Annotated in this window: 10 protein-coding genes; 4 read left to right on the forward strand and 6 right to left on the reverse strand. The window is 45.3% G+C overall.

The genetic code is table 11. The annotated features are described in order from the left end of the window. Positions 1–4: 4 nt before the first annotated feature. The 5 genes from uhpB to R7E00_RS03965 all read right to left on the reverse strand — a co-directional run bounded on the left by uhpB (position 5) and on the right by R7E00_RS03965 (position 5,823). Positions 5–1,507 carry a signal transduction histidine-protein kinase/phosphatase UhpB gene (uhpB, locus tag R7E00_RS03945; RefSeq protein ID WP_053307711.1) on the reverse strand — a complete coding sequence of 501 codons (1,503 nt, stop codon included), beginning with the start codon at positions 1,505–1,507 and terminating at the stop codon, positions 5–7. Continuing rightward, a complete protein-coding gene (gene uhpA / locus R7E00_RS03950) occupies positions 1,507–2,115 on the reverse strand; it encodes a transcriptional regulator UhpA (RefSeq protein ID WP_005376090.1) in 609 nt (202 codons plus the stop codon). The genes uhpB and uhpA overlap by 1 nt, the downstream gene beginning before the upstream one ends. 138 nt (positions 2,116–2,253) lie before the next feature. Further along, complete coding sequence (gene uhpT / locus R7E00_RS03955) at positions 2,254–3,648, reverse strand: hexose-6-phosphate:phosphate antiporter (protein ID WP_021707729.1); 1,395 nt, start codon at positions 3,646–3,648, stop codon at positions 2,254–2,256. A gap of 406 nt (positions 3,649–4,054) precedes the next feature. After that, positions 4,055–4,885, reverse strand: a complete 831-nt coding sequence (gene fdhD, locus R7E00_RS03960) for a formate dehydrogenase accessory sulfurtransferase FdhD (protein WP_085569019.1) — start codon at positions 4,883–4,885, stop codon at positions 4,055–4,057. 53 nt (positions 4,886–4,938) lie between these two features. Further along, positions 4,939–5,823, reverse strand: a complete 885-nt coding sequence (locus R7E00_RS03965) for a LysR family transcriptional regulator (RefSeq protein ID WP_054730252.1) — start codon at positions 5,821–5,823, stop codon at positions 4,939–4,941. Between the two features lie 667 nt (positions 5,824–6,490). Between R7E00_RS03965 and R7E00_RS03970 the strand changes: the two genes are divergently transcribed. Together R7E00_RS03970 and R7E00_RS03975 are read left to right on the forward strand one after the other, a co-directional pair. Then, positions 6,491–8,815, forward strand: coding sequence for an FdhF/YdeP family oxidoreductase (locus R7E00_RS03970; protein ID WP_085569020.1), 2,325 nt, complete (start codon positions 6,491–6,493; stop codon positions 8,813–8,815). A 195-nt stretch (positions 8,816–9,010) separates the two neighbouring features. Further along, a complete protein-coding gene (locus R7E00_RS03975) occupies positions 9,011–9,487 on the forward strand; it encodes a DM13 domain-containing protein (protein ID WP_054575435.1) in 477 nt (158 codons plus the stop codon). A 198-nt stretch (positions 9,488–9,685) separates the two neighbouring features. On the opposite strand, the gene R7E00_RS03980 is transcribed toward R7E00_RS03975, so the two are convergent. After that, a complete protein-coding gene (locus R7E00_RS03980) occupies positions 9,686–10,135 on the reverse strand; it encodes a YkgB family protein (protein WP_005376100.1) in 450 nt (149 codons plus the stop codon). A 146-nt stretch (positions 10,136–10,281) separates the two neighbouring features. On the opposite strand from R7E00_RS03980, the gene R7E00_RS03985 reads away from it, so the two are divergent. Further along, the gene (locus tag R7E00_RS03985) at positions 10,282–11,100 is read left to right on the forward strand and encodes a PhzF family phenazine biosynthesis protein (RefSeq protein WP_054575436.1); all 819 of its coding nucleotides are present in this window, start codon (positions 10,282–10,284) and stop codon (positions 11,098–11,100) included. Between the two features lie 118 nt (positions 11,101–11,218). Then, positions 11,219–11,917: an aspartate/glutamate racemase family protein gene (locus tag R7E00_RS03990; protein ID WP_054575437.1), complete on the forward strand. Its 699-nt coding sequence runs from the start codon at positions 11,219–11,221 to the stop codon at positions 11,915–11,917. Positions 11,918–11,936 lie beyond the last annotated feature (19 nt).

Here is an 11,936-nt window from a genome sequence, read left to right on the forward strand (position 1 = left end):
TGAGTTACACCTTAGGTAAAGTAATGCTGATTTGTGTGCCGATCACTTGATCGCTGGTGGAGTAGATAACCATTTTTCCACCTAACGCGTGCACACGTTCTTGCATGCCGCGAACGCCCATGCCTTTCATGCTGTCCTGAACTTTGAATCCGACACCATCATCGTGAATCATCAGTGACACCGCAGCTTCTCCAATTGTCAGTTCAATATTGATCAACTGCGCTTCTGCGTACTTGGCAGCGTTATTTAATGACTCTTGGCATAAACGGAATAGGGTTACTTTGAGTGTGTCACTCAGGCTGGTGTAATCGCCTTGCCAGTTCAGTTGAACAGTTGTTCCGTGATTGGCGAATTCCATCTCTCGCGTCAGTTGCTCGACGGATTCTTTCAAGTCCAAATCATCCAGCATTTTGGGTCTTAGCTTGCTCAACAGTCGCTTAGTGGTGTCGTACACGTTGAGCGAAAGTCCTTCAATCATGTCTGCGCAACCTACGCGTGTTTCTGTGTTATTTACCCGCTTAATGATGTTGGCTTGTGTGCGGATTGCCGTGATGTTCTGGCCGATTTCGTCATGTAGCTCGCGCGCAATATCGCGTCTTACCGATTCTTCCGCTTTGATAAGCTGGCGAGACAAATTCTGATTGCGTGCAAGTTCGCCGCGCAGTTTGTGATTGAGGTCTTTTTGTTTCTGAACCCCTAAGCCGAGCATAATGCCGGTGATGGTTTGCGCCGAGAGAGATAATAACAAATCGGTGATTTCTAGATTTGATACGCCGCTGCGAGCCGCAATCAGCGCAATGCTGTTGAGCATGGTGGCGAGCAGGGCTCCTTGCCAGCCGTAACGAAGTGCCAACACGATAATTGGGATAGCCATACAAAATGGCGCAAATCGTTTTAGCTCTTCAGGTAAACTGGTTTGCACCAAAATACTGCCGATCAAAAGCAGCGCATAAAGCACGATATGACGCACCTGAAATACGACGGCATTACTAAGTAGGAGAGAGCTAAGCGGAGACCAACGACTTTGGAACAAATAGCTCCACAACAGGTAGCACATAGGCACCACGAGCAAGCCTCCAGAAATGCTAGCCAGCCATACCATGTAAACAGAAGGCACGTGAAATCCGACCGCCATTACGTTGATGAAGGCGGTAATGATGATCACAATGCCCATGACGGCTAAGTGGCGGTTTTGGTCTCCGTAGTAGTATTTTTTCGCAATCAGAGTGACCGGGATACTGGCAATGCTCGCAATCAGCACGGTAAGCCACTGCGGTTGACCCAGTAACATTGCAAGTGCGATGGAAAGTCCCCACTCCGAAAGGTAAATCGTCGGCCAATAAGCGGTGCGAGTGTGTAGGGCGACACCTAATCTTAAAGCGAAAGGAAACAATAAGATCGCCAGTTCGGGATCATTGACAAAGTAATAGGCAATCACCCATAAGCAGAACCAGGCGCAAGCCATAACAAATAGTCCGCAAATGGTGGTAACAGCGTAAGCTCGCATTAAAAGGACTCTTGAGAAAATAGTTTGGCGAGCTCAACGTTGTTTTTCACGCCGAGTTTGTCGATGGCATTCGCACGATGCACATGCACGGTCTTGTGGCTCAAGCCAAGCTCTGCCGCGACAGACTTTACATCCAACCCGGTCGCAAGTAGCTGACATACCTCGTTTTCACGTTTTGTCAGTTGGCATAGAGAGGTGGTGTTGTCGCTAGGCGTTGCAAGTTTAAGTGCAATATCTGATGTGAGGTAACAGCCGCCAGAAGCACTGGTTCTCACGGCTTGAATAAGTTCGTCTGGGCTACAGCGTTTACTAAGATAGCCTTTTGCACCTAGCTTTAGTGATTTTTCCACCATCGCAGGGGAGTCATGCACGCTAAGCATCACGCAGGCAATGCCAGTTGGTATTTCGCTAAGAAAGTTTAAGCCGCTTTCATCTGGCATGGAGATATCTAGGATGACGACATGAGGGTGTACCGCAGGCAAGCCTTTGCGCGCTTCGGCGACAGAGCCGAATTCACCGACAACGGTAATATCACTTTCTAAATTTAATAATTGTGCGAAACCTGAACGCACGATGACGTGATCATCAACTAGAGCAACATGAATCATTATTACAACCAAATAGAGCAGACGACTAACAACAATAAGCTCCAACAGGAGCCAATAGAAAAACCTTTAATGATACTGAATTGATCAACTCATTTTAATGATCTTGCGCGCTTTACCGAAGTAAAGCGCGCAGAGAAGTTAGGCTTGGTTTTGTGCAAGTTGAAGCTTCTTCGCGTGTCGAATCTTCTTCTCTTCCGCGATAGCGACGAAAGCAAGCAAAACAATACAAATCATGGCGGAGGTATCTAGAGCTGCGAAGGTACCTTTCCAACCTGTTAAGCCGAAGATAGGTGTACCGTCTGCAATCATACCGAGACCAAGTTTCGCGAAGCTGTCACCGATTAGGTAAGCGAATGTACCTTTTACGCCGTCAGCCACACTGATTGCTTTTTTAGGGACAAAACCAACCGCGGCAACACCGATAAGAAGTTGCGGACCAAACACCAAGAAGCCCAATACAAATAGTGAGGCTAAGTACATGAACTCGCTAGTGGCGTGTTGGTAGAACTCAAGCGATACGATGATCAAACCAAGAGACACACAAGCAACCAATGCGCGGCGACCGTTTGCTAAGTCAGATAAGTAACCCCACATCAAAGTACCCACAAGCGCACCGACTTCGAATAGAGTAAAGCCAGAGATTGCCGTTTCTTTTGACAGACCAAGTTCTTGGTACGCGTATACCGTTGACCATTGGTCGATACCGATACGAACGATGTAAAGGAAGATGTTGGCAAAGCAAAGTAGCCAGATAACTTTGTTTTTAAGAACGTATTCAACAAAGATTTCTTTTTTGGTCATCTGGTTTTCTTCAGCGGCGGTGTCTTCTTCACTCACTGCTTCATCGAAAAGTTCTTCTACTTTACCTAGACCGTAAGCTTCTGGAGAGTCGCTACCAAAGCGCATACCGATAAAACCAACGATGATCGCGATGATAGAAGGGAACACGAACATGCCGATTACGTGTCCGTCGAATAGGTAGTTGGCACCGAAAAGAGCAACACCCGCTGCGCCCGCACCACCAACGTTGTGTGACATGTTCCACAAGCCTAGGTAAGAGCCGCGTTTGTTACGAGGTGTCCATTTTGTAATGGTTGAGTAACTAGAAGGGCCACCAGTACTTTGGAAGAAACCACTCAGAGCGTAGAAAGCCACCATCAAGAACAGGCTTGCACTACCGCCGCCCATGCTGAAGCTGAAACCAAGCATTGCAAGACCAGAAAGGATCAGCATAAAAGGGAGGAATTGCTTGGTGTTCTTACCGTCAGCGTAGTAAGACACAACGGTTTTACCGATGCCGTATGTGATGGAGAAGCCAAGGCCAATAAGACCTAGGTCTGTCATGCTCAAACCGTAAGTTGAGATCATGTCGTTTTGCGCGACATTGAAGTTCTTACGAATCAAGTACATGGTTAGGTAGCCGATAAATACGACCAAGTAAGATTGGATGAACGGTTTAAACCACATCTTTCTTCTAACTTCGACAGGAAGATCGAGGGTCGGCTTCCGCACCTGTTCGAGGAATTTTAACATGATGAACTCTCTTGTAATTGTTTTAGAAACACAACGGAGACCGTTATGCGCTCTTGTTACCTTTGACTGAGCGGAATTCTAGAGAGTGGTTTTGTGAGGCACATGAGATGGTTGCCTAGATCGGCTAGGAAAAATTCCTAGAAATGCCTAGGAAGGAGGAAAAGCGTGAAAAGAGTCACACAAAATCCTTACTAATCTATGGGTTTTTGACTGGGTTCTTATCGGATTGGAAAGCGTTCAAATGCAAACGGGTTAATATGCGTAAGCTTAGTGCTGGCAAGGGGGGAGCACGTTTGGTTGGAGAGAATAGTGGCTTGTCGCTAAGTATCAATTGGGAATGAGAAGCAAACAACAGAAACCCGGAGGTCTCTGTTCGAAATATTAGGAATTCGGCTAAGTTGACGTGTTAAGGCGCAGGGCTGTATAGACGCGGCGAGCCGTGTTTTGGGAAGTGAATTAGGTTCAAATGGTTTCTTCTTGCCCATTCGACGGTTAACGCTGTCGGTGCAGATAAGCAAACCAGAGTGGGGATACGCGCGCGAACGGCTTTGTGGATCAACTCTAAGCTGCAACGGCTTGTCATGATTGCGAAGCCACTTTGAGGTTCGATGTGATTGTTGGCCAATGCGCCAATCAACTTATCTAGCGCGTTGTGGCGGCCGATGTCCTCTCGGCACAACTTGATGTTGCCTTGTAAATCTGCAAATAAGGCGGCGTGTAACGCGCCAGATTCACGTGCGGCTTCTTGATGCAGTGCGACTTTGTCTCGCAGCCCTTCGAATACATCGGAGCGCGGAGGAAGAGACGGTGTTAGCGGTGCTAAATCAGGCAAAGCTTGTTCCAGAGCCTCGACACCACAAATGCCGCATCCAGTTGTGCCGGCAAGATTCCGGCGTTGTGTTTTTAACGCCCAGAAAGCGCGGTTGCTGATTTCCACTTCCGCATAGTGAGATTCGTGATCGCCACCAACTTCAATGTCTTTGATCTCTTTGAAGTCGTGGACGATGCCTGTGCTTAGGCTAAATCCTTTTACGAAGTCTTCCAGATGGCCTGGCGTCACCATCATGACCGCTTGGCTAATGCCGTTGTAGCTGATAGCTAAGGCGGATTCACTCGCCAGCGACATTTGTTGCACTGGGCGGCCATCAATCAATTCTCGGTAATTGAACGCACTTGGTTGAGGTGGTGCTTGATTGAAATCGGATAGTTCAAAATAAGATTGAGTAGTACATCTCATGAAATCACCTCATAAGCCGTTATGTATGCCAAACATTGACGTGTGGGTTGTTGTTATCGATTGAATATGTTTTTTGCTTCTGCGAAGCACTGATCGGTTAGCGCGGAAAAGGGTTCTTGTTTTCGCTTTAACAAACCTAGCGGGGCGTGAACGGCGGCTTCTTCGATAGGGATAATGCGAAGCGTATCGTTCAACTCTTCTAATCCACAGTTCAGCGGCATAATGGCGCAACAAAGGCCACTGGTTACTGCTTGGATCAAGTGAAAGGTGGAGTTACTTTCAATGACGGTTTGCGGAACCAGCCCTTTACTCACAAAGCTAAGATCAATTGAGTGGCGATAGTGCATACCCTTCGAAAGCAGCCCTAGCGGAATGTTATTGAGTGACTCCCACAACACTTCAGATTCGGCAAAATCGAAATGACGCTCATCGAATAAAACGCCAAGTTTGGTCGAGTATAGCTCGATAACATCGAAGTAAGCGGTGTTAACTTGATCGACATAACACATCCCCAAATCAAGTTGATTGCGATTGAGTTGGTCTATGATCTGTTCGGTCGTCATGGAGAGTATTTGAAAGCGTAACTCAGGGAACTGTTGAGCTAATGGTTTGAGCAATTCCATCGGGTTTTGGCTGGCGAGTGGCACCATTCCAAGCCGAAGTGAACCGACCAACTGACCACGGCAGTTAGCAGCCTCGGCTTGCAGTCCATCATGAGCGGCTAAGACGGTTTTCGCCCAAGCTAAAATGCGTTCTCCTGCTTCAGTAAACCCTTCAAATCTTTGACTTCTTTGGATTAATTCGAGATCGAGTTCTTCCTCTAAGCTTCGGATTCTCATGGACAAGGTAGGCTGCGTAATGTGGCACAATGCGGCGGCTTGACCAAAGTGTTTGGTCTGTTCAAGTGCGATGAGATATTTAAGTTGTTTGATATCCATAATGGCTTGTTAACCTTGCGTTGTGAGTCACATGTACGGGGGGAACTCCCTAAAAAGGGCACAGCACTACCGTACTTTTTAAGCGCTGGAGCGTTTTAACTGGGGAATGGAAAACCAAAACCAAGTCAAGAATAAAACCTCACTCAAAATTGATCTGAATCAAGGCTATTCCTGATATTAATTAGGGTCAAATTTAAAGTATCTATAGTGTGATAGATATTATCTATTATCAAGAGTGGCGATTTTATTGAGTTCGTTAAGCGAACTAGGTGGAATCGGATGGGAAAACGATTAACCTCATAAATTGTATTGATTAAAAATGTGATGACCGTCAGTGGAAAAATTCGTCATAGATTTTGTTTATCACTCGGTCAGGATTATCAATTGGACGCATATTGAATAACGACTTAATCTTTGATTTAGATCAAGACGCAACAATGCGCATTGAATCTAACAGTCTTAGAAGCAGTAGGCGGGTATCCGATATCAAGAATCTAGATAAGTAAACGCTCGGACAAGCGAGAGCATGTTGAGTGGTTACTTATTTGGATTAAAAAATACATGGATTAGAAACTAAGCCCTTCAATACTTCCGCATTATCTCAATAAATAACGCGCTTGTTTTCACGGGCACCCTGCTTGCTGGTATATCTGCGAGGAGTAAAGTCGTGAGCCAAAAAGAACAAATAAAAACATACAAAGGTCCAGCTGGTGGTTGGGGTGCACTGAAAGCCGTAACCAGAAGTTGGTGGGGCAGTGAAAATGCAGTTAAAAACATTCGCACTATGCTCAAAACCAACCAAAATGGCGGTTTCGACTGCCCTGGATGTGCATGGGGCGAGTCGCCAGATAGTGGTAAAGTCAATTTCTGTGAGAATGGCGCGAAAGCGGTAAACTGGGAGGCGACCAATCGTCTGGTTGATCCTGAGTTTTTTGCCAATCACAGCGTTTCTTCTCTCTCAACGCAAACCGATTACTGGTTGGAATACCAAGGCCGTATCACGCACCCAATGCGATACGATGCTGAATCCGATCACTACGTGCCAGTCTCTTGGGATGAGGCTTTTGCACTTGTCGCGAAACATCTCAATCAATTGGATTCACCACACCAAGCTGAGTTTTATACCTCTGGTCGTGCAAGCAACGAAGCGGCGTTTTTGTATCAGCTATTTGTGCGCGCATTCGGTACCAATAACTTTCCAGATTGTTCCAACATGTGCCACGAAGCCAGTGCTATCGGGATGAAAGACACCATTGGCGTTGGTAAAGGCACAGTGATCTTTGATGATTTTGAAGAAGCTGATGCGATTTTCGTGATTGGTCAAAACCCGGGTACGAACCACCCACGAATGCTTGAACCTCTGCGTGAAGCGGTAAAACGTGGAGCACAGGTTATCTGTCTAAACCCGCTGAAAGAGCGCGGATTAGAGCGTTTCCAAAACCCACAGATGCCGATTGAGATGTTGAGTAACGGTTCAGAGCCTACCAACACGGCGTACCTGCGTCCTGCTTTAGGTGGAGACATGGCAGTGTTTCGTGGCATCGCGAAATTCTTGTTGCAATGGGAACGCAAGGCATTGCAAAACGGTGGAAAAGCGGTATTTGATCGTGAATTCATCAAGCAACACACAACAGGTATTGATGAGTATTTGGCTGAAGTGGACGCAACCTCTTGGGAACACATCGCGGAACAATCGGGTCTTGATTTAAGTGAAATCGAGATGGTGGCGAGCATGTATCGACGTGCAGAACGTGTGATCATGTGTTGGGCGATGGGGTTGACTCAGCATCGTCACTCTGTGCCAACCATTAAAGAAGTCGCAAACGTGCAAATGTTACGAGGTAACGTTGGTAAGCCGGGAGCGGGGCTTTCACCAGTGCGTGGTCACAGTAACGTTCAGGGCGACCGTACGATGGGCATTGATGAAAAACCTTCAGATCTGTTGTTGGATCGCATTGAAAGTCGATTTAACTTTGACGTCCCGCGTGGTGAAGGCCACAACACTGTGCAAGCCATTAAAGCGATGGAAGAAGGGCAAGCGAAAGTATTTATCGGTTTGGGCGGCAACTTTGCACAAGCAACGCCAGACACAGAACGTACGCACAACGCGATGCGAAACTGTAATTTAACCGTACACATTTCGACGAAGTTAAATCGTTCTCACCTTGTCACAGGTAAAGATGCGCTTATTCTTCCATGCTTAGGCCGTACTGAGATTGATCAGCAAGCGACTGGCCCACAAGGCGTGACGGTTGAAGATACCTTCAGCATGGTACATATTTCATTTGGTCAGCTAAAACCGCGTTCGGAGCATTTGCGTTCAGAACCAGCGATTATTGCCGGTATTGCCAATGCTACACTTGGAGCAAAACCAATTGATTGGTTGTGGGCGATTGAAGATTACGACCGTATTCGCGATTTGATTGCCGACACGATTCCGGGCTTTACCGACTTTAACCATAAGCTTAAACACCCAGGTGGATTCCACTTGGTAAACCCAGCTGCCGAGCGTCGATGGAATACACCAAGCGGCAAAGCGCAGTTCAGCTCTAGCGAGTTGCCGAAGCAGTTGATCAGCGAAGCGATACTCGAAAAAGGCCAAAAGCCAGATTTGATCTTGCAAACCATGCGCTCACACGACCAATACAATACGACACTTTACGGCTTGAATGACCGTTATCGTGGAGTATTTGGTATGCGCGAAGTGCTGTTTATCAATGAAGCGGATATTCGTAAACTCGGTTTTGAACCGGGCGACAAAGTGGACATGGTGTCATTATGGGAAGATGGCGTAGAGCGTCGCGTAAGCGGATTTACGCTTGTTGCCTATGATGTGCCAGCAGGTCAGGCGGCGGCTTACTATCCAGAAACAAACCCATTAGTTCCTTTGGACAGTTATGGGGATAGAACGTTTACGCCAACCTCTAAGTTTATTGCGATAAAATTGGAAAAATCGACATCCGATAAGATCGCTTTGGTGGAAGCGGAATAGTGACCAAACCGGCACAACGACATTTCCGATAAGCAAACGGCTGATATTAATTATCAGCCGTTTTTAATTGCGCTCAGTCTGCATTTAGTGCGCATAGCTTGTGTATAATGTTAATGACATTATGCTGCTCGATAATAGACAGATAAGGCCGATTTGAATCTAAATTCAAGTAGTAAAACTAATAAGAAGATGCTTATGACCTTGAAAAATATAATTAAATTAACAATCAGTCACTTAGTGTCAGTTTCTATTGGCATTGCGATAGGTATCTATACTTTACCGATCCTTATTGCACCACCTGCGCCGACCGATGAGCAAGTTGCTAAGAGTAAGCAAGGCGCAGAATACAGCGCAGTGTTTAAGAGGGAACTCAAAGGTAGCGATGCTTTTCATTGGGGAGAGGGAGAGATTCATTTGAGTTCTGAAGTCATTACGTTGGTAGGAAAACTCGCTCCCGGACCAGACTATAAACTCTATCTATCTCCTAAGTTTGTCGAAACGGAACAAGCGTTTAATGACCTTAAATCTGAGATGAGCTTAATTGGTGATGTCAAAACGTTCGATAACTTCGTTGTTGAGGTTCCTCAAAGCACTTCAATTTCTGAATACAATACGGTTGTTGTATGGTGCGAGACATTCGGTGAGTTCATTACTTCGGCAAAGTATCAATAAACCTTAGCAGTAGAGTGAAAGGCTTTTCTTTTCACTTTACGCTAGGATGTTGTTTCGCATAATTAAGAGGCAAAGACTCTTAAACACTCTAAATTTAAGAGCCTTTGTTTAGAGTTATTGACAGAACCATTCGACTTGTAAGTCGTTTGCACCTTTCAGGCTACGTTCTGGAAAAACAAGATTTCGAACTATTTAGAGTTATTCTCTGTTTGGCTTGTTTCGTTCGATGACGCTAATCGCAATGGCTAAAAATAGAATATCTTTTACTAAAAAGAAGTTTGTCACCAAAACCCCATCAGACACTTTCCATGTATTCGGTGTCGTAATTAGAAAGCTGAGTGTCGCAAGAAAAATAATTGCGGCGGCTATGCCAGAAAAATAAGCGACTCGTGTGTTTTTAAGGCCAACGATTAATCCAATAGCGACAATGATTTCTGTTGCGCCAATGATGTTTGATACGGCTTGAACTGACATCACATCATACAACCAACTCATCAGAAAATGATTTTCAACGAGCGGTTGTATAAGCTTGGCCTCTGTAGGTGTGAATTTATAAATACCAATCCATATTAGAACTAAAGAAACGCCGAAAACTCCGATAAGATATCCAATTGAGTCACATTGATGATGGCTTTTTACGTTTTGCATAATTAACTACATTCTCCTGTTTGTTAGCGCTTCCAACAAGACCTATAAGGTTGGTAGAAAATTTCATAGGTTTTTTCGCTCAAACAACAGATATTAAAAATCACGTGATACAGAATTACGTGTTTGATAGAACTTAAGGATATTTCGTGGAAGTTAAAATTTTTCAGGTTGACTCGTTTACATCAGAGGTTTTCAAAGGTAATCCCGCGGGTGTTTGTATCACAGAGTCAAGCCTTGATGAGGAAACGATGTTGGCCATCGCGGCCGAGATGTCGTTATCTGAAACGGCATTTCTGTCACTCAGTACAATGCAACTTCGTTGGTTTACACCGAGAACGGAAGTTGCTTTGTGTGGACACGGCACACTTGCAACGGCGCACGTTCTGAAAGAGCAGGGGTTATATAATACTGGAGATACGATTGAGTTCGTTACGCTATCTGGGGTTTTAACTGCACAACTCGATCATGAAGAAATTCATTTGGTGTTTCCTGCTCCAACTTTAGATATGCGAGCTAGTATTAACAAAGACTTACTTCATGGTTTGGGGCTAGATGCCGCCAATGTAGTCGCCTACGGTCATTTTGATAATAAGCAGTTGGTCGTCATTAATGATGAATTTGTGCTTGAACAGCTCAACCCTGATTTTGGTGCGCTGCTTAAACAAAAAGGCCGTGGCGTCGTCATCACTGCTCAATCAAGCACTGACGCCGATTTTGTCTCTCGATACTTCGCGCCTTGGGTAGGTGTTAATGAGGACCCAGTTACAGGCTCTGCACATTGCGCTTTATGTGTTTACTGGGCTAAAGAGCTCAACAAAAAGCAACTGAAAGGCTTCCAAGCCTCCAAGAGAAGTGGGGTCGTTCATACAGAGTTGTTAAGCACTGAGCACGTTAAACTTTCTGGAAGTGCGGTAACGATATTGCGAGGATATATGAGAATCGCGCAGCGGTCCCTGTGGGAATGATTTTATTTTCGTGTTACCCAATGCTCAATAGTGAATACGCTTGAATGCTTCTTATTTAAGTGGTTAATTTTGTTTGTAACCCCCCTGACACGGTGGTGTATAACGATTGGAGAGTTATATGAAAACTATCGGCCTTCTAGGTGGTATGAGCTGGGAGTCGACGCTTAGCTATTACAAATTGATCAACGAAGGAGTCAAAGAGGCGTTAGGCGGCCTAAATTCCGCAAAAATTTGTATGTATAGCGTGAATTTTTCGGAGATAGAGAAACTTCAACATCAAGGTAAATGGGAAGAAACGGCAAGCATTCTATCTGATGCTGCATCTTCAATAGAAAAAGGGGGCGCTGACTTTATTCTTATTTGTACTAACACAATGCACAAAGTTGCGCCTCAAATTGAAGCCAGTATTAATATCCCCATACTACATATCGCAGACGCGACTGCTGAGTTACTTCGTGAGAAAGGGGTTCAAAAGGTCGGACTCCTTGGTACTCAATTCACAATGGAGCAAGACTTTTATAAAGGAAGGCTTTCCGACCGTTATGGGCTTGATGTCATCATTCCCGATCAAGACGACCGCTCTAAAGTACATAACATTATTTATAAAGAGTTATGCCAAGGTGAAATCAAAGAGGAGTCAAGGACGATATACTTGCAAATTATTGAAAAACTAAAAGAGCAGGGAGCTGAAGCTGTGATTCTCGGGTGCACTGAAATTGCCTTACTTGTAAACCAAAGTCACACCGATGTTACACTACTCGATACCACTTCTATCCATGCTCAAGCAGCAGTCCGTTTGGCAATTGAAGGTGAATGATCTACGCTTTCTTTCCTGC

The organism is Vibrio sp. Vb1755 (assembly GCF_033338635.1).
Taxonomy (GTDB): Bacteria; Pseudomonadota; Gammaproteobacteria; order Enterobacterales; family Vibrionaceae; genus Vibrio; species Vibrio alginolyticus.